General features: G+C 39.5%; 16 protein-coding genes. 7 read left to right on the forward strand and 9 right to left on the reverse strand.

The features are described from left to right. Positions 1-10: 10 nt before the first annotated feature. The 5 genes from E4N80_RS02930 to E4N80_RS02950 form a co-directional block, all read right to left on the reverse strand. Positions 11-2,380, reverse strand: coding sequence for an efflux RND transporter permease subunit (locus tag E4N80_RS02930; RefSeq protein ID WP_253700307.1), 2,370 nt, complete (start codon positions 2,378-2,380; stop codon positions 11-13). Positions 2,381-2,471: 91 nt separating this feature from the next. Continuing rightward, positions 2,472-3,122 carry a TetR/AcrR family transcriptional regulator gene (locus tag E4N80_RS02935; RefSeq protein WP_253700309.1) on the reverse strand — a complete coding sequence of 217 codons (651 nt, stop codon included), beginning with the start codon at positions 3,120-3,122 and terminating at the stop codon, positions 2,472-2,474. Positions 3,123-3,250: 128 nt separating this feature from the next. Further along, positions 3,251-4,774 carry a leucine-rich repeat domain-containing protein gene (locus E4N80_RS02940; protein ID WP_253700311.1) on the reverse strand — a complete coding sequence of 508 codons (1,524 nt, stop codon included), beginning with the start codon at positions 4,772-4,774 and terminating at the stop codon, positions 3,251-3,253. Positions 4,775-4,935: 161 nt separating this feature from the next. Then, positions 4,936-6,909 (reverse strand): fibronectin type III domain-containing protein, encoded by a 1,974-nt coding sequence (locus E4N80_RS02945; protein WP_253700312.1) that lies wholly within the window; start codon positions 6,907-6,909, stop codon positions 4,936-4,938. Between the two features lie 74 nt (positions 6,910-6,983). Continuing rightward, entirely contained in the window at positions 6,984-7,199 is a 216-nt protein-coding gene (locus E4N80_RS02950) for a hypothetical protein (RefSeq protein WP_253700313.1), read from the reverse strand. Positions 7,200-7,257: 58 nt separating this feature from the next. On the opposite strand from E4N80_RS02950, the gene E4N80_RS02955 reads away from it, so the two are divergent. Together E4N80_RS02955 and E4N80_RS02960 are read left to right on the forward strand one after the other, a co-directional pair. Continuing rightward, positions 7,258-7,854, forward strand: a complete 597-nt coding sequence (locus tag E4N80_RS02955; protein ID WP_253700315.1) for a carboxypeptidase-like regulatory domain-containing protein — start codon at positions 7,258-7,260, stop codon at positions 7,852-7,854. Positions 7,855-7,884: 30 nt separating this feature from the next. Continuing rightward, complete coding sequence (locus tag E4N80_RS02960) at positions 7,885-9,678, forward strand: M3 family oligoendopeptidase (RefSeq protein ID WP_253700317.1); 1,794 nt, start codon at positions 7,885-7,887, stop codon at positions 9,676-9,678. 132 nt (positions 9,679-9,810) lie between these two features. On the opposite strand, the gene E4N80_RS02965 is transcribed toward E4N80_RS02960, so the two are convergent. Genes E4N80_RS02965 through E4N80_RS02975 form a run of 3 tightly spaced genes read right to left on the reverse strand, consistent with a single transcriptional unit; the run spans position 9,811 to position 14,002 of the window. After that, positions 9,811-11,571: an ABC transporter ATP-binding protein gene (locus E4N80_RS02965; protein WP_253700319.1), complete on the reverse strand. Its 1,761-nt coding sequence runs from the start codon at positions 11,569-11,571 to the stop codon at positions 9,811-9,813. 14 nt (positions 11,572-11,585) lie between these two features. Continuing rightward, positions 11,586-12,239 carry a 3'-5' exonuclease gene (locus tag E4N80_RS02970; RefSeq protein WP_002669823.1) on the reverse strand — a complete coding sequence of 218 codons (654 nt, stop codon included), beginning with the start codon at positions 12,237-12,239 and terminating at the stop codon, positions 11,586-11,588. Continuing rightward, positions 12,239-14,002, reverse strand: a complete 1,764-nt coding sequence (locus E4N80_RS02975; RefSeq protein ID WP_253700321.1) for a phospho-sugar mutase — start codon at positions 14,000-14,002, stop codon at positions 12,239-12,241. The genes E4N80_RS02970 and E4N80_RS02975 overlap by 1 nt, the downstream gene beginning before the upstream one ends. Positions 14,003-14,145: 143 nt before the next feature. Here E4N80_RS02975 and E4N80_RS02980 point away from each other — a divergent pair, with 143 nt between their 5' ends. Beyond that, positions 14,146-15,000: an Rpn family recombination-promoting nuclease/putative transposase gene (locus E4N80_RS02980; protein WP_253700323.1), complete on the forward strand. Its 855-nt coding sequence runs from the start codon at positions 14,146-14,148 to the stop codon at positions 14,998-15,000. Here the strand turns inward: E4N80_RS02980 and E4N80_RS02985 are convergent. Beyond that, positions 14,995-16,695 (reverse strand): YifB family Mg chelatase-like AAA ATPase, encoded by a 1,701-nt coding sequence (locus E4N80_RS02985; protein WP_253700325.1) that lies wholly within the window; start codon positions 16,693-16,695, stop codon positions 14,995-14,997. The genes E4N80_RS02980 and E4N80_RS02985 overlap by 6 nt on opposite strands. Positions 16,696-16,970: 275 nt before the next feature. Between E4N80_RS02985 and E4N80_RS02990 the strand changes: the two genes are divergently transcribed. The 4 genes from E4N80_RS02990 to E4N80_RS03005 all read left to right on the forward strand — a co-directional run bounded on the left by E4N80_RS02990 (position 16,971) and on the right by E4N80_RS03005 (position 23,037). Then, the gene (locus tag E4N80_RS02990) at positions 16,971-18,398 is read left to right on the forward strand and encodes a TldD/PmbA family protein (protein WP_253700326.1); all 1,428 of its coding nucleotides are present in this window, start codon (positions 16,971-16,973) and stop codon (positions 18,396-18,398) included. After that, positions 18,398-19,693, forward strand: a complete 1,296-nt coding sequence (locus tag E4N80_RS02995; protein ID WP_253700328.1) for a metallopeptidase TldD-related protein — start codon at positions 18,398-18,400, stop codon at positions 19,691-19,693. Before E4N80_RS02990 ends, E4N80_RS02995 begins: the two co-directional genes overlap by 1 nt. Before the next feature lie 79 nt (positions 19,694-19,772). Continuing rightward, positions 19,773-21,377 (forward strand): ATP-binding cassette domain-containing protein, encoded by a 1,605-nt coding sequence (locus tag E4N80_RS03000; protein WP_253700337.1) that lies wholly within the window; start codon positions 19,773-19,775, stop codon positions 21,375-21,377. A 112-nt stretch (positions 21,378-21,489) separates the two neighbouring features. Next, positions 21,490-23,037, forward strand: a complete 1,548-nt coding sequence (locus tag E4N80_RS03005) for a helicase HerA-like domain-containing protein (RefSeq protein WP_253700339.1) — start codon at positions 21,490-21,492, stop codon at positions 23,035-23,037. Positions 23,038-23,042 lie beyond the last annotated feature (5 nt).

Below are 23,042 nucleotides of genomic sequence, written 5' to 3' on the forward strand. Positions count from 1 at the left end.
TAGTTCATAATTATTTTTTCTCTTTTCCGAAAGGTTTGGTTATATAAATCAATACCGGTGTCATTAGATAGTCGGCAATAAGGGCGGAAAAAAGACCGACTGCCGCCAAGATTCCCAAACGCAGGAATGCATCTATTTTGCTCGCCATGTACATTAAAAAAGTAACCGACAAAATTATCGTAGTCATTGCCAAGGTTTTTCCGATAGAATAAAAAGAACCGACAATCGCTTTATCATAAGAGCCTTCCTTTTCAAATAGGTACTTTGTATGGTTGGTAAAATGGATTGTGTCATCTACCGCTATACCGAGAACCATGGGCATAAGTGCCATTGTTACCATGTCAAGAGGAACATGGAAGTAGCCCATAATAGCTCCTGTTGTAATAATCGGCATAATGTTAGGTATAAGACCTATGAGTCCCATTTTAATACTTCCGAATACAATCATCATTAAAACACCGATTGCTGCAAGAGATGTAAAAAAAGAATTTATTTCCCCATATACTATTTTGTTATTCATTTCTGCGGCATGGGCTGCAGCTCCGGTTAAAAAGGCTTCGGCATCGGGGAAAAGTTCCGCACATTTTTTATACACGCTTTCCAAATTGGCGGCAAGTTCATTTCCGTCAAAGGCGGCAACATCGACGGTCATACGGAGAGTTCGAAATTCATCATCAACCCAGCGGGAAGTTTCTCCACCCGATATTTCGTATAAAAATAAAAGTTGAGTTAAGAGGTCTTCATCTTCAGGTATGGTATAGAAGGCCGGATCGTCGGCATGCATGGTCTGATTCATGTCTTTTACAACATCCAAAATCGAAAATATTTTCGGTACTCCGTTATTCAGCTTTGTCAATTTAAAGCCCGATATGAGGCGGCTTAACTCTTCCAGCTTTTTTAAGTTTTCCGGTTTTTTTACTGCATCTTCTTCTTTAAATGTCAGCATTACATTATAGTTAAAATAGGCACCCAATTGAGAATGTGTAATTTCATAAATGCGTTTTACATAAGGAATTCTTGTTCCCATAAAGTTAAAGCTGTCCATGTTTACGGTTATCATAAAAATAGCGGGAAGACAAAGGGCCGTTGCAAGTGCAAAAACAATTAAAATCGGTTTTCGTTTTTTTAATACGGACCTTCCGAACTTTTCAAAAAAAGAATCCAGCTTTTTATATCTTATTGCACTCTTATTTTGTTCAGGAGGACAGTCCTTTCCGAAACTCATCAAAATAGGAATTAAGATGCTGACATAGACATAAACCGCAAAAACCATAGCGGCGCTTGCAAGCCCCATCCAATGCATCGCATCAAGGTCAACCGTTAAAAACGATAAAACGGAAGCAACTGTTGTAACTACCGTAAAAAAGAGAGGCCAGCCCGTATTTTCTATTGAATCGATAACGGCTTCTTTACGCTTTCCTATTGCGTAAAAGCTGTTTCTAAAAGAATTTACAAGGTGAATTGAGTAGCCTACCGAAAGAGCCATTGCAAGAATGATGGGAACGGAAAGCATTTCGGAACTTCCTTCAATATTTAAATGTCCCATAAAACCTAAAACTGAAACTATTGCGCCTGTGGTGGCTATGATAGGCACTATCGTACCTCTTAGCGAACGTGCGAAAATAACGAGGAGAATTATCATACACAGAAAACTAAGGCTTACGCATTTTTTTATGTCTGCGTTCATAACAATCTTTTCTTCCGTTTCAGTGTAGGGGAGACCTGCAGGTTTTATTGTGTAGGCAGAGCTTTTGTATTTGGGATTTGTTACGATATCGATAGCGGTTTCTCCCATGATATACATAAGCTCCTTATCCGAAGTTTTCATCCATTCTTCTTTGCTGGGGGTTGCTTTAAGTGAAAGAACAAGCCAGGTTTCTTTTGCATCGCTTGAAACCAGTTTATTTACAATGGATTTTCGGGATAAAATAAAATCCTTTGCTTTTTTAAGTTCGGCAGGATCTTCAGGAATGCCGTCTATAAAGGGATTTTTTATTTCGATTCCTTCTTCCGTTCCGACGCTTATATCGATATCGGTGATAGAAGTAACCGAATCGGCGTACGGAACCTTTTCCAAAAGTTCGCTTCCGATTTCCTTAATCATTTTTAAAACCTCAGGCTTAAAAACATCATCGGATTCTATAAGCAAAACTATGGTGTCATTGCTTCCGAAAAGCTCCTTAAACCTGTCTTCATGTTCTTTCATCTGAGCGGTTAGTTTTACGAAGACTTCTTCGGTCATTGACGTGGCTCTAAACTTTTTTAAGCCCATTGCGGCAAATACGGTTAGAGCTGCTAATAAGATAACTAACAACCAGCGGTATTTTAATTGAAACTCGCCGATCTTTTTAAAAAATATATGCAAACTTTCAAGTTTCATGGTACAAACCCCTTGTAATACTAACAATTAGTAAACGCTGTTTACTAATTGTTAGTATAGCTCTACAGTAAAAATTTGTCAAGAGGAAAAATCAATTTTCTTTGTTTATTTCCGTTTCCGTCTGCATAATTTTATTCCAGCAAAAATACATTACATCGGTTAAGATATCTATAAAGGATAGGGCTTTTTTATAAGAATATTCATGTGTGATGATTTCAAAAAGAGGTGTTAAGGCGGTGCTGTAAATTAAGTGAAGCTGGTCGTCGTTTAAGGGCCGGACATTTATACCTCGTTTTTTTAAGTCGTCAATGAATTTTTTGCACGCTGAAACATCTGCCATTACGAATTCGTGACGGATGTTTTCGTATTTTGTTCCCGCCGCGCGGTTAAATAAAAGCCTAAAATCATCGAAGCGGCTGTAAACCAGCGTACATAAATTCTGTAAAGATATGCGTATCGCTTCTTTTGTTGATAAAAAGTCTTTAGTTTCATATAAATGTATTGCGATTTCGGAAAAATCGGAACCGATACTTAGGGTTTGTCCGATGAGAGGCTGTACGAGAGCTTCAAATATTGCCGCCTTTGACGGGAAGTGTTTGTACAAAGCTCCGGCCGTTATGCCGGTCATTGCGGCAATGGAACGCATCGATGCTTTTTCAAAACCGTTTTGCAAAAACTCAGCTTTTGCATTTTTGAGAATTTCCGTATAGGTATCGTTTTTCTTTTTTGTTGATTCTGCCATCGGTTATATTATAGGCATCAGTTTAAAAATTGTCAAAGGGGGCATAAACGGCGTTCATTTAATTTGTAATTGGTAATGTTTTATGAGTAATTACGCATGCAAACTGCCCATTACCAATTATACATTGCTTATTCCTCCTGCAACCGAATTTCCGTACCGTTTCCATCTTCGGTTTGCATGTACAGCTTCCAGTTTTTTTGTTTTGCAGCTTTGAAAGCCGCTCGAAACTCGGCTGAGGCGGGAACGGCCGATCCTCTTTCTTTAGGGAGCTTCTCCCCTTCGCTGTACAGTACGGCGAGGCCTTCTTCATCCGTTTTGCGGTCGGGCAAACTGTTGAGTATCCGTATAATGGCGTCTTCTTCAAGGCGGTTATTCTGAAAACCCAGCGCCTGTAAGGCGGGTAAGCCCTGCACATTGAGTGCGGTAAGCTGATTATCCGAGCACGTCAGCTCCTGTAAAGCCGTCAGCCCCTGTACATCGAGGGATGTCAGCCAGTTATCGTGACAGTACAGCGTATGTAAGCCGGTAAGTCCCCGTACATCGATGGAAGCGATTGCATTGGAACTGCAATACAGCTCCTGTAAAGCAGTCAAACGGCGTACATTCAGTGCGGTAAGCCGATTATCGTTGCAGAACAGCGTACGTAATCCGATTAATTCCCGTACGTCAAGCGAAGTAATCTTATTGTCTTGGCAGTACAGCTTCTGCAAAGCCGTTAAAACGTGTACATCAAGCGAGGTAAGCTGATTATCCGAGCACTCCAGTACCTGTAAAGCAGGTAAGCCCTGCACGTCGAGTGATGTCAGTTTATTGAAGTGGCAGTCCAGCTCCTGTAAAGCCGTCAGCCCCTGTACATCGAGGGAGGTTAGCCGGTTATTGTCACAGTGCAGTGCCTGCAGCGCGGTAAGACTCCGTACATCGAGGGATGCGATTTCGTTACCATTGCAGTACAGCTTCTGCAAAGCGGTCAACCCACGTATATCCAGTGCGGTAAGCCGATTCTTGCCGCAATACAGCGTATGTAAGCCGGTTAATTCCCGTACATCAAGCAAAGTAAGCATATTGTTTTGGCAATACAGCTCCTGCAAAGCAGTTAAACCGCGGACATCAAGCGAAGTCAGCCGGTTTTTGTAACAGACCAGCTCCTGTAAAGCCGTCAGCCCCCGTACATCGAGGGATGCGATTTCGTTACTATAGCAGGACAGCTTCTGCAAAGCGGTCAACCCACGTATATCCAGTGCGGTAAGCCGATTATTGCCGCAATACAGCATATGTAAGCCGGTTAATTCCCGTACATCAAGCGAAGTAAGCATATTGTCTTGGCAATACAGCTCCTGCAAAGCCGTTAAACCGCGGACATCAAGCGCGGTAAGTTTGTTAGCGTAACAGACCAGCTCGATAAGAACACCTTTAAGGACAACCTTTGTTCCCGTTACCGTAAGTACCGTTTCTTCGCCGCTCGGGAATTCCGTAACCGTGCAGCCTTCTACCTGTACGGGCGAGCCGTCTGCCGTTACCGCCGTCACGGTTATCTCTTTTTCATGCGGGCTTATACCGAGTACCGCCCTGCCTGCATTTTCCGTCGCAGCGACAGCGGTCAACAATCCCGCTGCAAGCAGTATTGTTATAAACAGTTTTTTCGATTCTTTCATATATTTATATTATAGGCATCAGTTTGAAAATTGTCAAAGGGGTATCTTTAAAATAGGGGGGCTTAGTTATTTGAGGCAGATAATGTATTGTGGCCATAATCCTGTTGAATTGACCGTGTACTTGAAGCCGTAAAGATGCCGTTTCCACTACTTATTATGCATTAAAAGTCTGCAATAGCACATGTTAGAAGATCGATGAACTTTGCAGTCTTAGACACGCTGCCTGTCTGGAAAAAAACACACCACACTTCCTTACCGCTGTTGTAATTTTGCACTTGTGATGATGACCAATACGATTCCGATTTAAAGAATGCGTCCGCATAGGTGCCGCCGTCCGGCAAATCGTGTATTGCTTTAAGGCTTGCATCGATTTTTTCTTTGTTCCTGTATATTTCGCACAGCTCCGCAATGCTAGGCATATACCACATAAGATTTGAACTGCCAAGCTGAGCAGCATATGTTGTGTTATATGTATTTACCCAGTTAAACGCAGGATAGTTTGCTGCAACGGCTGTTCCGGCAGGATCTATCGACTTGACGTAGTTCCAGTTATCGCTGCCGTCCGTGTCTCCTCTAAATGTTGCCGTTCCAGCAACTCTATCTCCGGTTTTATGGGGTGTACAAATAATTTTCTCAAATAATGTAGCGTAGCCGCTGGTAAAATTCTTTGCCCAAGTGAGCTTTTGCCCGCTTACACGCAGGGCGAGTATTTTCGGCACTCCGTAAATATCGAACACAATGCCGACCGGCGGATTGCTCGGATTTATTGCGGTGTAATTCTCTTTAGCTATACGGGTTTTATCCGCAAGCACAATCATTCCCGCCGTGTATGTGTTCGAGTCTATAACGCTTAACGTTCCCGTTTTGCTTGCAGTACCGCAGTGTACCGTAAGTACAGTATCTCCTGCGATAGACGGGCACTCTATTTCCGTCGTTGCTTCCGTATTGCTCCAAACCTTAAATTTCGTAAAACGGGCGCCGCTTACGCTAAAAGCCGTATTGAGTCCGCTAAAGTTTTCACCCCTAACCGTTACCGGCAGCATTTTTCCGGCGTAGCTTGTTCCCGCTTTAGGTATTGTTACACTCGTAATTTCAGGCGCTTCATACCGCTCCAGTTTCGCAGTTTTGGTTTGCGCTATTCCTTTAAAGAATACTTTTATCGTGTATGAACCGCTTGCAGCAGGCGGCGTAATTTTTTTTTCAAATTTTTCTATATGTTTTCCTACATTTGCTTCAACCGTTACCGTACTCGAGGGTACCTCATTCTCGTGTAAATCAAATACTTTAATCTTTGTTTCGCCGCGAAGGTCAAGGTTGCTTCCTTTAACCGTTACGGTTACCGGTTCTGTAAAGTTGAATGGAATGCTTCTTGGATAAACGTCTATAGAGTCGACCTTTGCAGGAGGGGTAACGGTAAACGATGTCCATTTACCGGCAAGCGTAGTTCCATCGATAAAAATATTGACTTTATAGTATATTCCGTGCTTTGTAAGGGGCGGGGTGGGAGGTATCGGCGCTTGCAGCTTTGCTGTTGCCGTATTATTCGTTACATCGATGGCAGCCTCTTTCTCTTGCTGCGTTTGACTGCCCTCCGTAACCCGTACTACAAGCTTTGTCAGCTTGCGGAAATGTTGCCCTTTTATCGTTACCGTAATATTTCTGTCGGCTACTGCCGTATCAATGCGGTACCGGTCAAGCGTAACTTCCGTTATTTTAGCAAAAACTATTGCCTGTAGAGTTACTTCTGCCTGGCTGCTTTCATTTCCGGCATTGTCTTTTGCTTTTACGGTAATTGTGTACATGCTTCCGTCCTCGGGAATACCTGTAACCGTAAAGGCAGTTTTATCTTTTTCCAGTGTTTCCTGCTTTACTACGGTGTTATCTTTTTTACAGATAAGCTGCAGTTCCTTAAAGTCCTCATCGGTAGGATTTTGCCATATTACAGTGATTGTTTGGTTGTCGGAAGAATAGCTTGCCGTTAAATTTGTTACCGGTGCAGGCGGCATTACATCCTTAGGCGGTACATCCTTGTTTTGCGTTTGAACTTGATCAACTGTCTGTTTACAGCCGAAAAAAAATGCTGCGCTCAATACCGTCATGAGCATACCAAATACTAAAATATGTCTTTGTTTCACTGTTAAAACTCCTATAAAAACTTTTGCAGCAAGTGTCAACTTATGAAAAAGTTTTTTCAGCACTTTCATAAGTGTCATCTCAAAAGCTCGACAAATTTCACGATGTCTGTCTTGTGCATAAAACCTGCTATTCTATCGCCTATTATACTGATTATGTTCAAGCTTTTCAATATGGGTGCAGACTTGCACATACGAATTAAAAGCTCATTTTTATTAATTTTTTGCTTTCGAACAACAGCGGGGTGGTTACGCTTTTTAGGCTGCCGGCGGCGTTCTATTCGTATTGACATAAGCTCTCTTATGTTATAAAATTATGTCAGCTTTTATAGCTAAACCGGAGAATGACTTATGAAAGAAATATACGGAACGGTCTACGATAAGAATAACAATCCTCTTGAAAAAGCCCTCGTAGCCCTCCTTAACAATAAATTCGAAATTGAATATTCCGATGAAACAAATAATGAAGGAAAATTCAATTTATCTGCTGAGCCGAAGTATTATCCGTTTTTTATTGCTGTAAAAGAGTACAAAGAAAATTATCTTGAATACTGGAGTCAAAATATAGACCTTGATGAGGATTTGGAAATTAATCCTAAAATAGATGTGATTGAGATATACGGTTTACACTGTTTTCAAGTTAAGGGAGCAGGTAACTATTTAATGGTCTACTTTAGACCCATGAGCCTAAGTAAGTTTAAGGCAAACGAAAAAAATATCGTTCCCGATATAGGTAAAGAGTCTTTAACCGTATCTGTAAACGGTGAATTTTGCGAAATATTGACTCTTTCCTATGTTGAAGAACAATTTCCTGATGCCCAAATGACATCCTTTCTTATACAGATTTCAACGGATGGGGTAAAATTTTCCGGTAAGAATAAACTTGAACTTAGCATAACCGATAGGAACGGAGACTATGGAGAAGCTTCAATATTCTTTAAACTTTAATTTTTCTACAAATTTTATAAGGAGATACTAATGCAAAACAAAACTGCACCGAGATGGGATTTAAAAAATATTTATCCCGATTTTAAATCAAAAAAATATGCGGAATCAAAAAAGAAAATTCCTGCATTGACTTCCAAGTTTGAAAAACATTTAAAGGCTTTTTCGGATAAGGACTTAAAAAAATGGCTTGTAAAAGCTTTGGATATTTTAAACGAATTTAATGCCGAAGCCGAAACTCTTTATGCCTATGCTTCGGCCGTGTATACAACCGATACCGAAAACAAAGAAGCTTTATCTGAGCTTAACTCGATATCGGCTCTCTTTGTTCCGTTTACGCCCCTTGGAGTTCGCTTTTCTAATATCTTGGCTTCCGTTTCCAAAGAAGTAAAGGCCTTGATTAAAAACGACAAGGATTTAAAATATGCTTCCTTCTATTTGGAAGATACATTGTTTTGGCAAAAAAAACAGATGAGCGAAGAAGAGGAATCCTTGGCTGCCGATCTTGCCCGCTCCGGTGCTTCGGCTTGGAGCAAATTACAGAGCACGATGACTTCCACAGCTTCATGTATTTGGGATGAAAAAACTAAGGAAGAAAAAACCTTGGTTCAGCTTAGAGCGATGGCCTACGATAAGAATGCGGCTGTCCGAGAAAAGGCTTTTAAAAAAGAACTTGAGCTTTGCAAGTCCATCGAAAAACCCGTTGCCGCAGCCTTGAACGGCGTAAAAGGAACTTCCATTACCTTAAATAAAAGGCGTAACTGGAAGGGCGGCACAATCGAAAAATCTGTAAAGCAGGCAAATATAACTCAAAAAACTCTTAACTCCTTAATTTCCGCCATCGAAGATTCTCTTCCTGCATGGAGAAAGTATTTAAAGGCTAAGGCCATGCTTTTAGGTAAAAAGGATTTACCCTTTTACGACCTCTTTGCTCCGGTTTCAAAATCATTTCCGACATATACTTGGGAAGAAGCAAAGGCCTTGGTAATCGAAAACTTTTCTTCATTTTCAAAGAACATGGGAGACTTTGCAAAAAAGGCCTTTGCCTCCAACTGGATAGACGGCGAGGTACGCAACGGCAAGGTCGGTGGAGCCTATTGTACTCATTTTCCCGTAACAAAGGAACCCAGAGTTCTTTGCAACTTTGACGGCTCTTTTTCTTCTGTAAGTACCTTAGCACACGAGCTGGGACATGCCTTTCACTTTAATGTTGTAAAGGATATGCCCGTAATAAATCAAAGCTATCCTATGACCCTTGCCGAGACAGCTTCTATTTTTGCAGAAACCATTTTGTTTGAAAGCGAAATTAAAAAAATGAATGAAGAGCAAAAGACTGCTCTCTTGGAAATTCACCTTCAAGACGGTTGTCAGGTATTGATCGATATTCTTTCTCGTTTTTATTTTGAGCGCTCCTTTATGGAAGAAAGGGAAAAGCATGAACTCACTGCTGAAGACTGCTGCCGCCTGATGCTTGAAGCTCAAAAGAAAAGCTATGGAAACGGGCTTGATTCTAAATTGCTTCATCCATATATGTGGCTTGTTAAGGGACATTATTATTCTGCAGACTTGGGCTTTTATAACTTCCCCTATGCCTTCGGCCAGCTTTTTGCTCTCGGTCTTTATAACCGCTATAGAAAGGAAGGAGAAAAGTTTACTTCCGTTTACGAGGATATTTTAAGAAAGACCGGTATGATGGATGCCGTTAAGGTAACAAAGAGTGCAGGCTTTAATATCGAAACTCCGGACTTCTGGAAAGAAGGCATAAAGATTTTTACGGATCAGATAAGCGAATTTGAAAAGCTCGTAAAAAAAGCAAAGAAAAAATAAGCCTTATTGTTTTGATAAAATATTTATAAGCCTCGATTGATTTTAGGGCATATATAAAAACCTTGTTGGATTTTTGTATATGCCCGTCGAGTTTTTCATAAGTCTTTATATATTTTTTTATTATAGAAAAGTTCAAAATGCACTTGCCTGCATAGTATAAAGTTCGGCATAATACTTGTTGGTTTGCATTAAATTTTCGTGGCCGTCAAAGCCTACAATTTTACCGTTTTGCAAAACTAAAACTTTATTAGCTTTTTTTACAGTCGATAAACGGTGCGTAACAAAGAAAACGGTTTTACCCTTTGTCAGCTCCAAGAATTTTTCATAAATGATAAATTCGGAGCGAGGGTCAAGAGAAGCCGTCGGTTCATCCAAAATAAGAATTTCAAAATTGCCGAAAAACGCACGGGCTATCGCAAGCTTTTGCCATTGACCGCCCGATAAATCCCGCCCGTCTTCAAATTGAGTTCCTAACAGCTGTTCTAAATTTTCAGTTTCATCAAAACCTGATTTTTTTAAAGCAAGCAAAATTTCGTCATCATCTGTAATTTTTCTTAAATCGGAAAGAGCCGTATTTTCACGAACCGTTAAATCAAACTTTGCATAGTCTTGAAAAACAGCACCGATAATTTTTCTATACTCAATAACATCATAGTCTTCAATTGAAGTTTCATCAAATTTTATTGCACCTGAAGAAGGTTTATAGAATTTACAAAGCAATTTCATCATCGTGGTTTTACCGCTTCCGTTTTCACCTACGATTGCAATTTTTTCGCCATTAGTAATTGAAAAAGAAATATTTTGTAAAGCAAAATTTTCATTCGATTGATACTTAAATGAAACATCATCAAAAATAATTTTATTAAAGTTTGAATTAATTATTTTATTTTGCCCTTTACTACTCGGCGGTAAATTGATGAAATCAAAATACTTTTGCATATATAAAAGCGTGTCATACAATAAACTTGAATCTTCTACCAAACGAGAAATGCTTTGCGTTGTATATAAGATACTTGACGAAAAAATTAAAATACTTCCGACCAAAAAGGTTCCGGAAAATGTGCCTTTTATAATCGTATTAAAGACGAATACACTGATTGCCGTACTCACAATTAAAAATGAAACGGAAGCTATGAGTTTTTTAACACGGTTTAACTTTATTCCCTTATTTATTCTTTTAAATGTGTCTTTGTATTTATTGATGAAAAAATCATAGAGACCGTATAACTGTACGTCTTTTATATTCTCTTTTGAAAGTAATGAACTTAAGTAATAACTTAGCTTTCTTGAATCCGGTGTATTTGATACTAAAACTTCAAAGGCTTCTTTTTGTATTTTATAAAAAACAATGCTTTGAGGAATAATTGCGATAAACATTAAAAGTGAAATAAATGGACTGAAATCGGCAAGTAAAACAAGCATAGAAACTGCCGTGATTATACAGCTTATTATGCTTGCACCGAAAACGAGTAAGTTTACGGGGCGCCAATTTGCCTCTTGGCATAAAATATCAATGTCATCGTAAAACGAGCTGTCTTCAAAAACCGTAAGTTCTGATATTGCTCTCGATTTATTCATAAGCGAAGTATTTAAATACAGTGTAAGTTTGTCGGTTAAAAAGCCTTGTATGGTGGTATATACAGGCTGTAAAATGTTTGATAACAAAAAAGCGGCAGCCCACACAATTAAAATGAAGATAACTCCGTTTATGTTTTTTTCCGTTGCAGCATTTATGATTTTGTTTGCCGAATAAATAAGAAGTGAGGGCATAAGTGCTTGAAGCGGAATTACTAACAAAAGCAAAACGGAATGAAACTTATCGGCTTTAAACACAACCGACAAACTCTTAAAGTAAAGACGAAAAAAGTTTTTAATCATAAATACACATACCATCCTCTTAGTTTAAATTAAAATAAATTCTGAACAAGTTTTCCGCCGTCCGTTTCAGGGTCTTTGGTGCTCAAATATTCGGAAATATCGACATCCTTTTTATAATAGTCAAGCATGTCCTTGTTTTTTTCAAAGAAATGGCTTACGGCTATTTTGAAGAATTCCATACAGACTCTGGCATCGTCTTCGGCACGGTGGGCATTTACGGCTTGAACGCCGAACTGTGTTGCAAGGTTTTGCAGGGCATAGCTTTGTAAGCCTGGAAGGGTTTCGCGTGCAAAGGTTAGGGTGTCAAAGACCTTGTTTGTAAGCTTTGTTTTTCCGCATCGTTCAAGCTCGCAGTTTATAAAGTTTATATCGAAGCTTGCATTATGGGCTACCAAAACCGTGTTGCGGATAAAGTCCAAAAAGTCTGGTAAAACTTCTGCAAATTTAGGCTGACCTGCAAGCATCTCATCGGTTATTTGATTTACCTTGCCCGCTTCGGGAGGCATTGGTTTTTCAGGATCAATCAAAACATTGTAGCGGGCAATAACTCCTCGAATGTCGAATTTTACGCAGCCGATTTCGACAACTCTTTCTGCCTTGGCCTCCGTGCCCGTTGTTTCGGTATCGAAGGCCGTAAAAACCGCCTTATCATAGACGGCACTAATCCAATCGTAAGAGCTCATTATGCGTTTAGTACCCCGTTAAATTCTTTTTCGAATTCGGCAATCTTTTTATCCGATTGTTTTTTAGCTTCTTCAACCGATGAAACAACCTTTTCGGAATGGATTATGTAGATCTTTATCTTAGGTTCGGTGCCGCTGGGCCTTATGCAGATTATGGAGCCGTCTTCCAAATAATATTGAAGAACATTGCTTTTAGGTAAAGTAACTGTAGTTTTTTTGGAAGGTTCTAAAGGAGAATATTCCGTGCTTTCCTGAATATCCCTGATGGTTTTTACATTCACGCCGGCAATTTCGCTTAAATTTCTTTCCCGAACTCTTACCATCATGTCCTGCATAATCTTTAAGCCTTCTGCACCGGGGTATACCATGTTGATGGTCTTTTCTCCGTAAAAACCGAATTGAGAAAAGATTTCGTTTAGCCTGTCTAAAAGGCTCTTTCCTTTGCTCCTCCAATAGAGGGTCATCTCAGCACAAATTGCAGAAGAGGCAATACCGTCCTTATCTCTTACCTCGGTTCCGAAGTTGTAGCCGAAGCTTTCTTCATAACCGTAAAGATAGGAGTGGGAGCCCGTGCTTACCATTCTTTCGGCAACGCCGCATATCCACTTAAAGCCGGTAAGACATTCTTCACTTTGCACATTGTAAGAGGCCGCAATCAAATCGCTTAAGGGAGAGGTTACTATCGAGCGTACTATTGCGGCATTTTGAGGCAGTTTATTTTGTTCTTTTAATGTAAGACAGATATAATCCGCAAAGAGGGCTCCCATCTGGTTGCCGCTTATAAGCTGCATTTCGCCTGCATCGTTTTTTACTGCACAGGCAAAGCGGTCGGCATCGGGATCGGTGGCCATCAAAATATCGGCACCTTCCTTTATAGCCAAATCCATGGCCATCTTTAAGGCTTTGGGGTCTTCGGGATTGGGATAGCTTACCGTCGGGAAATTCCCGTCAGGTTCACGCTGTTCGGGAACGCTTATAACATTAAAGCCCATTTCTCCCAGAACCTTTTCGACATGCATGGCTCCCGTTCCGTGAAGGGGAGTGTAAACTATCTTTACCTTGGAAGCCATATTTTTAATAATTTCTTGACGGCTGATTTTCTTTTTAAGCATAGCCCAATATTTTTCATCGATTTCTTTATCGATTATTACGAGCTTTCCGTTTTTAAGAGCTTCTTCTTCGCTCATCATTTTGATTGAAGAAACCTCGCCTACCTTTTTAATGATGCCCGAATCATGGGGCGGGGTAATCTGGGCTCCGTCCGACCAGTAGGCCTTGTAGCCGTTGTATTCCGGAGGGTTGTGCGAGGCTGTTACTACAATTCCCGTATCGCAGCCGAGTTCCCTTATGGCATAAGAAAGTTCCGGCGTAGGCCTAAGGCTCGAAAAAAGGTAACAGCGGATATTGTTTGCCGCAAAAATCAGAGCAGCCGTTTTTGCAAAAACATCCGAAAAGCGTCTTGAGTCGTAGGCAATTACGGCACTTAAAGAGCCGGCCTTGGCCTTCTCAGGCTTTGCTTCAATTAGATAATCCGCAAGTCCTTGGGTTGCATTTTTTATTACTAAAGGATTCATGCGGTTTGTGCCGCCCCCTATAATCCCCCTTAAACCTGCCGTTCCGAATTCCAAGTCCCTATAAAATCGGTCATACAATTCTTTTTCATCGTTTTTTTCGATTAAAGCCTTAACCTCTTCTGCGAATTTTACTTCCTTTTCTTCGGAAACATATTTTTTTGCTCTATTTAATATTTCATTTTTATCCATAAAAAGTCCTCCATTTATAACTTTATAATTATATCACAGTTCAGAGGTTTCCTGCAAGGGTATGAAAAGTATTGAAAGTATTGATTGATTCTCTTACAAAATTGCTGAAAGTGTGGTATAATACAACCAGTGAGGAAATAGCTATGAGTACGGCAAACAGAAAATATAAAGACTCGGTATTTGTCGACTTGTTCAGTGAGGACGAAAAGGCTAAAGAGAATTTTTTGTCGCTTTACAATGCATTGCATAATACCAAACTTACGGATATGGAGCAATTGAAAAATATCCGCCTTGATCAAGTTCTTTATATGACATTTTATAATGATGTTTCTTATCTTGTAGATAATAAAATAATAGTCCTTGCTGAACATCAATCAACCATCAATCCTAACATGCCATTGCGTTGCCTTGAATACATCAGCCGACTTTATGAAACTCTATTTGAATCAAAAGAAAAATACAGCCGTAAACTCTTAAATATTCCGACTCCCGAATTTTATGTTTTTTATAATGGAGAAGAGCCATATCCTTCTGATAAAACATTAAAACTATCGGATGCTTTTACAGAAAAGACAAGGGAAACTAATCTTGAGTTAACCGTTAAAGTGATAAACATAAACAGACAAAACCGTCATCCGGTATTGGAAAACTGTAAAACAATGCAGGAGTACAGTATATTTGTGGAAACGGTAAGAAAATGGAAAGAAATAGATCCTCAAAACGGCTTTGAAAAAGCCGTTGAAGAATGTATAGCAAACAATATTTTGCGTGAATATTTAAAACGCAAGACTAAGGAGGTCGTTAATATGTTATTAGCCGAATATGATTATGAAACCGATATAGCTGTACAGCGTGCTGAAGAGCGGGAAATAGCCTTTGCAGACGGCTCATACCAAAAAGCCCTTGAAACAGCGAAACTAATGAAAGGTATGAATTATCCTATTAGTGATATTTGTACAATATCTGGTCTCTCTGTTGAAGAAATAGAAGCCTTATAAAAAATCGGGAAGATACTTTATCCACTGCCTCAAGGCTGCTGCTTCTTCTATATGGGCCAAAGAAATATTTTTGTTTGACTCTATGTCGGCGATTGTGCGGGATATTTTTAAGAGGGCGTGGCTTCCTCTTCCCGAAAGTTTTTTTGAGTCAACAATTACGGAAAAAAATCTTTCCGCCTCGCCGCTCATTTTGCAAACTTCAGCCGTTTCTTGGGGTGAAAGTTTTGCGTTTTCATAAATTATGTTTTGCACTTTTTTCTCCTTATTTGTAAATTTTAATCTTTCCCATTGAATGAGCCTTGCGTTTTTTATTTTTTCTCTCATCGTTTGGGTAGAATATTTTGCTTCCGCTAAAATATTTTCAGGCTTGGGCGGCATTACCGGAACCCTTATATCGATTCTGTCCAAAAGGGGGGCGGTGAGTTTTTTCCAATATTTTTCGATTTCGTAGGGGAGGCAGGTGCAGACCTTTCCGGGGCTCCCGAAGTTCCCGCAGGGGCATGGGTTAATCGCAAGTAGAAGCTGAAAGCGGGCAGGGAAGGTGCTGCTTCTTCCGGCACGGCTCAAGGTTACGCTTCCCGTTTCCAAGGGGGCACGGAGGCTTTGCAAAACGCTTGCCTTAAATTGAGCGGCTTCATCTAAAAAAAGAACGCCCCCGTGAGCGAGGGAAACTTCGCCCGGCATACATTTCCCGGCTCCTCCTATGATGCCTTCCATACTTGCATTTTGAGAAGGCATCCTAAAGGGCGGCCTTTTTAAGAGCCTATCCTTTTGAATGGATTGAGGTAAAAGGCCTGCGATGCTGTAAATGCGGGTTGTTTCCATTGCCGTTTTTTCGTCCATGTCGGGGAGAAGGAGGGGGAAGCGGCTTAAAGAAAGGGTTTTTCCGCAGCCGGGAGGTCCGTAGGCTATCAGGTTATGTCCGCCTGCCGCCGCTATTTCTAATGCCCGTATCAGACCGTCCTGTCCGCGGATATCCTCAAAGCTTTTTACCAAGCCGAGCCCGCTTTTTGAATCTTTTTGAAAATCGAAATCTTCCGGCTCTTCCGTATCGCTCCATACAAAAAGAGGTGCGGTTCCCGTATCGGGGACGCTTTCTTTTTTTAACCCCTGAGGCTTTGTATTGAATTTTCCGCTTTCTATTTGGTAGAAAAATTCGAGGGCTTCGATTAGATCGGATACTCCGAATACATTGATGCCGTCTTCGATGAGGGCCTCGGCTTCGTTTTCTTTTGGAACTATAAAGTATTTAATGCCCTGAGAGCGACCTGCCGAGATAGCTCCTATGAGCCCGCGCACAGGCCTTACTCTGCCTGAAAGCTCAAGCTCGCCCATTATCATCACGGATTCTTTTTCCCTGTCTTCATATTGGGGAATTATAGTTTGAGCTTTTGCTTTAACCTCTGCCGATTTTTTTTCTGCCTCTTTTGCAGTTAGGACGGCTATGGCAATAGGAAGATCAAAACCGCTTCCTTCTTTTTTTTGATCGGCAGGGCTTAAATTTATCAGTATCCTGCTTACGGGAAATTCAAGTCCCGAATTCCTGATAGCAGCCCTCATCCTATCCCTTGCTTCCTTTACCGCAGAACCGGGGAGCCCCACTATGTCGATAACCGGCAAGCCCCGCCTTAAATCTGCCTCGACCTTAATCAATTCTCCTTCATAGCCAAATGACGAGAAACTTAAAATTTCCATTATATACTCCTGTCTTTTAATGATAAAATTTTGTTTGCCTCTAAACATTTCAGTTTTTAGAGGTGGCCTTCAAAAATTTGCAATGTTTATCATGCCTCTCTACTATTATTTTAGAAAAAAAATGATTTATATAGTAAAATTTTGGGAGAAAGTTTGGAAATTTTCGGGATGTTGATATTCTTATATAAATATGTTATCCTGGCTATCATTATGTATGATTATACAATCTATATCTTTACTAAAAGATTATATTTCCTATTGGAGGTATTATAAAAATGAAGCAAAAGATGAGTAAGTTTTTAACGGACAGTAAACCTGTCTTAAAAAAACTGATAGAAGAGCTTTCTAAAGAATTTGAGTATGTTTCGATTTTGGGGAGTGACTCAAAGGGAAAATCTTATTCGGTACGTAAAACGGCTGTTTCGGTTGGGGATTCTTTTTCTACCGAAAGAGGTTTTGTATTGCGGGTTTATAACGGCCTTGGATATTCGGAATATTCTTTCGATGTAATTGATGCCGAAAATATCAAAAAAGAAATCAGGCGTATTGCTAAAACCGATATCGAGTTTTTAAAATCGAAAAACCTTGAAAGAATTAAGTATCCCGTAATTGAGGAAGAGGCTTTAACAAAAAGTTTTTATGCCGAAGTAAAAGAAAGTTTTGATTCGATGAATGACGAGCAAAAAATAAAAAGGCTTGAATCCGTAATGAAAAAGGGTTTTGACTATTGCCCAGAAATGATAGATTTTCAGGTCAGGTATGAAGAGGTTTCCGTTTGTAAAATCTTCCTTTCGCAAAAAAAAGATTTGGAACAGGCCTATGCTTATGCAATTTCTTATCTTATTCCTTATTTAAAAAAGGGCGAAGCTGTAAAGTACAGTTACCAAGCCTTTTCGGGAAACTGCGGTATGGAAATTTTACACAAGGTTGAAGACAATATCAAAAAAAGCATTGATGCTGTAAAGGAGCTTTTGGATGCCGAAAGGATTAAGCCGGGAGTTTACGATATTATCTGTAAGCAAAATGTTACGGGCCTTATAGCCCATGAAGCCTTCGGCCATGGGGTCGAGATGGATATGTTCGTTAAAAACCGTGCAAAGGCTAAGGAGTTTATCGGCAAAAAGGTCGCTTCCGAAATTACCGATATGCACGACGGGGCTGCCGCTGCCGAGCAGGTTTCTTCATATCTATTTGATGATGAAGGAGTCTTGGCTCAAGATACGCAGATTATCGAAAAAGGAATTTTAAAGCGGGGAATCTGCGACACCCTTTCGGCCTTGAGCTTAGGTATAAAACCCACAGGGAACGGAAAAAGGGAATCCTTTGAACGCAAGGCCTACACCCGAATGACCAACACCTTTTTCAGCACAAAAAATTCTTCCCTCGATGAGATGATAAAATCGGTCGATTTTGGCTATCTTTTGGACGGCTATTTTAGCGGAATGGAAGATCCTAAAAACTGGGGCATTCAATGTGCCGTCGAAAAGGGATACGAAATAAAGGACGGAAAACTTACAGGTAAAATAGTCGGCCCGATTTTTTTGACCGGCTATGTTCCCGAACTTCTTTCCTCTATTTCTATGATTTCAGGCGATGAAGACTTTGAGCTAGGCGGTTCCGGTTTTTGCGGAAAGGGTTATAAAGAATATGTAAGAACCTCCGCAGGAGGCGGATATATTAAAGCACGCGGGAGACTTGGATAATGAAAGATAAGATAATTTCTATTTTAAAGAATAAAAACATAGACGGATACAGGCTTGTTCTTACAAAGATAAGATCGGGTGAGATGTTTTTAGTAAGGGATAAGATGGATATGAACCGTGCAAAAAATGTTCTTCATACTTCGCTCACGGTTTATAAAGATTTTGAAGAGGCCGGAAAAAAATACAGAGGTTCTGCCGATGTAAGCCTTTCGCCCACAATGGACGAGGAGGAAATAAATAAAAAAATTGAAGAGGCTGCTTTTGCCGCTCAATTTGTTAAAAACGAATGGTATCCTCTTAGCCGTCCTTCTTCCGAAAAGCCCTTTAGTCTTTCTTCTTCATTCGATACCGAAAATTTAAATGAAGAATTGGTAAAGATTCAAAAGGCAATTTATAAAAAGCGGGATACGAAGGCCGAAATCAATTCTACCGAAATCTTTATCGACAACATGGAAGTTCAAATAGTAAACTCCGAAGGCGTGGATGTTCGGTTTAAAAAATACAATGGCTATATCGAAGTTATAACGGATTGTTCTATCGGTAAAGAAGAAGTTGAAATTTACGGAGACAATTCTTTTTCGACTGAAAGTGAAAAGCTCATAGACAATATGGTTTCGGAGCAATTAAAGGAAACTGAAGAAAGAGCTCTTGCCGAAAAGGCCAAGCATCTTAAGTCGGTCAATGTAATAATCACAAATACGGCCGCCGCTTCTTTTTTTGACTTTTATATTTCGCAAGCCTCCGCTTCAATGGTTTATACAAAGTCATCCGCTGCTAAGTTGGGAGAAAACTTTCAAGGAAGCGGGGTAAAAGGAGATAAGGTTAATATCAAGCTCGTTCCCAATATGGCGGGTTCTCCTTATTCTGCTCCCTATGACGGGGACGGTCTTCTTTTAAAAGAGCACGGGCTTTATAAGGACGGCATCGTAAAAACTTACCACGGCTCTATAAAGTTTGCGCATTACTTAAATGTGGAACCCACGGGCAATATAGTAAATTTTGAAGTCGGTGCAGGAGCTAAAACGGAAGCCGACCTAAAAAAAGAGCCCTATGTCGAAATATTAACCTTTTCCGATTTTTTTCAAGATGAAGTAACCGGAGACTTCGGCGGCGAGTTTAGGCTTGCCCGCTATTTTGACGGAAAGAATCTTCACATAATAAATAACGGCTCAATTTCGGGAAATATGTTTGATGCCCAAAAAGAATTTTATTTTTCAAAGGAAAGGGTGCAGCATTCAAACTATCTCGGTCCTAAAAGCATTATGATTCCGAATATGGAAGTTTTGGGGGATTAGTGCCCGTCTTAAGATAATAGAAAGTCAATGGGGAAAGAGATATTTCCTTATTGACTTTCTCATTATGGACGGAGGAACTATGTCGATATTTAAGTTAATACTGTCTAAGAAAAAAGAATTATTAATAATTACGCTTTTTATGATAGCGGCCCAGCTATTGTCGCAAGGAATTCCCACCTTAATAAAATTTATTTCGGATAATTTTCTTGATAGTCCGCCTTTAATAGTTTTAGCTTTAGCGGGAGGTTTAACAGCAGCAGGATTTGTACAATATTTTTCGGATTATTTTGCGGATAAATATTATTGGAAATTTACAAACGGTATCGGTTTGGAATTGTTAAAAGAATTTTTAATGATAGTGATGAACAGTAAAACATTAGTGTTTTCTAAAATGAGCCCTGATGAGCTATCAAGGATGGCAACAAGCGATATTCAACAATTAAAAGAAGCTGTAATTAAGCAGTATTTTATATCTATAAGTACTGTCATTAAAGTGCTGACCTTATTATTGTTTGTTTTATTATTGGATTATAAATTGGGCCTAATAACAATTCTTTGGTATATAATTTTTTATTGTGTAAGTAAAAAACTTGTAGATAAAATAAGCAAGGATAGAATAAATGAAAGAGCTAATTATACGGAGGTAATGGCTTTAGCAAAGGATGCCGTATATGGAAATTTCGATTTAAAATATTACGCTTCCTATGAAGACTTTTTTAAGCATTTGGAAAAAATCAATAAAAAATATATTTCGTCTCATATTTCTCTTATGCTGACTAGCTCTCAATCCCGTTATTTAAAGTATATCGGTAATTTTACAAGTATCGCTATTATTATTTGCTATAAAACTTTTATTTCGCCCGATGTAAGTACGGGTACCGTATTGGCAATGTATATGTATTCTATGAACTACGCTGCCGTCTTTAATAGTATTTTAACATTAAGAACTTATTCAAAAGATGTTAAAGCCTTAAAAAAGCCTGTAGAGGATTTTTTTAAGCTGGCAAAGGAAAAAGAAAATGATGCTTCTATCATTTGCAAAGAAATAAATAATATAAAGCTCAAAAACTTAAGTGTTTCTTATGACGATAAAAATATATTCAGCAGTTTTAATTGTGAATTTACAAAACATAATGTTTATTTAATAAACGGTAAAAGCGGAGCAGGAAAGACAAGTTTAATCAATGCTCTTTTGGGAGAAATCGATTATAAAGGTTCTATTCTTTTTAATGATGTTCAATTTGAAAACATCGATAGAAATTCGTTAAAAGAAAAAATAGGAATTATTCATCAAAATATATATTTAATCGGCGGAACCGTCAAAGAAAATATTTTATTGTTTAATGAAAGGCACTCTGATGCCGAACTTGAGACGGCAGCAAAAATTGCAGGTATTAAAGATTTAACACAGCACATAGGTACGAGTGAAATTGATAAGGTTTCAGGCGGAGAGAGAAAGCGGATTGCTTTGGCCCGTCTAATGCTGAACATTGCCGAAAAGGATTTAATTATTTTAGATGAAACATTTGCTAATTTGGATATAAATTCTATTCACTCAATTTTAACCCAAGTCCTTAATAAATCTAAGGATAAGATTTTAATTATCATATCACATGATGAAGCGGTACAAAAATTTCTTAGTGGCAATACCGATTTAAAGATATTAAAAATTGGAAGTGAATAAAGGAATTCTTAAAAATTAAGGATTGATATTATATTCAAATTGATTTATAGTACATACAAGGACCGGTAATCGGAGGGAGCCGGTTTAAGGTCGGTTTATTAGGAGGCTTATAATGGAAAAAGGAATTTTTATCGGCGTAGGAGAGAGCAGGGTGGAACTTCTGCCTAATCGTGCAAATAGGCACGGCCTTATTGCCGGAGCTACGGGAACAGGAAAGACTATTACCTTAAAGGTAATTGCAGAGGCTTTTAGCGACATGGGTGTCCCCGTTTTTTTGCCCGATGTAAAGGGAGACTTATGCAGCTTTGCCGAAAAGGGCGAGGCTAATCAAAAAATAAACGAAAGACTAGGCCTTTTAGGTCTTTCCGAATTCGAGTTTAAATCCTATCCTATACGCCTTTGGAGTATCTTAAAAGAAACCGGCCATCCCATCCGCACTACCATATCTGAGATGGGGCCCCTTCTTCTATCCAAACTTTTAAATTTAAACGAGGTTCAAGCAGGTGTTCTCAACATTGCCTTTAGAGTAGCAGATGAAGATGGATTACTCCTTTTGGATATAAAAGACCTAAAGTCGATTTTGGTTTATATAGGCGAAAACAGCAAAGATTTAAAGCTTAAATACGGCAATATTTCCGATTCTTCTATAGGAGCAATTCAACGGGCTCTCCTCATTTTGGAAGGAGAGGGTGCCGAGAATTTTTTTGCAGAGCCTGCCTTGGAAATTGCCGATTTTTTTAAGCTTACCTCGGACGGGAGGGGCTATATAAACATTTTAAATTCTACAAGCCTCTATCAAAGGCCTAATCTTTATTCGACATTTTTGCTTTGGTTTTTGTCCGAGCTCTATGAAAACCTCCCTGAAGCCGGAGACACGGAAAAACCGAAAATCGTTTTCTTTTTTGATGAAGCTCATCTTCTTTTTAATAATTTATCTTCAGTCCTCATCGAAAAGATAGAGACCATGATCAGGCTTATTCGCTCAAAGGGTGTTGCAGTTTTTTTTGTTACGCAAAATCCTGCCGATTTGCCTGAAAGTATTTTAAGCCAGTTGGGGAATAAATTTCAACATGCTCTTAGGGCATTTACCCACAAAGACCAAAAGGCCATAAAGCTTTCGGCCGAAACCTTTAGGTCTAATCCTAAATTCGATACGGCTAAGGTCCTTACCGAACTTAAAACTGGTGAAGCCCTTGTTTCCCTCTTACAGGAAGACGGAAGTCCATCTGTAAGTCAAAGGGTTCTGATAGCTCCCCCTAAGAGTAAGATAGGAACCGTAGGGGAGGTAAAACTTAAAGCTATTGTTGAAGAGTCTCCCCTTCTTTATAAGTACAAGGATATAATCGATAGGGAATCCGCCTATGAAATTCTTACGGGCCGGTTTGAAGAAAAGAAGCTTGTTGCCGAAAGAGAACTTGAAGAAAAACGCCTTAGTAAGGAGGCTGCTGCAAAGGCAAAAGAAGAGGCGGCCTTAATCAGGGCAGAGAATGCCAGAATACGGGCAGAAAATGCAAGGCAGCGTTTGGAAGAGAGTCAAAATAAAAAACAAAGAAGCGAGGCCGGAAGGCTGGGCCGTGTCTTGGTTGACAGCATGACCCGTACGGTAGGCAGAGAAATTACCCGCGGAGTTTTCGGCTCGATAAAAAAGATGTTTAAGTAGGTTAA

The organism is Treponema denticola, assembly GCF_024181605.1.
Taxonomy (GTDB): domain Bacteria; phylum Spirochaetota; class Spirochaetia; order Treponematales; family Treponemataceae; genus Treponema_B; species Treponema_B denticola_B.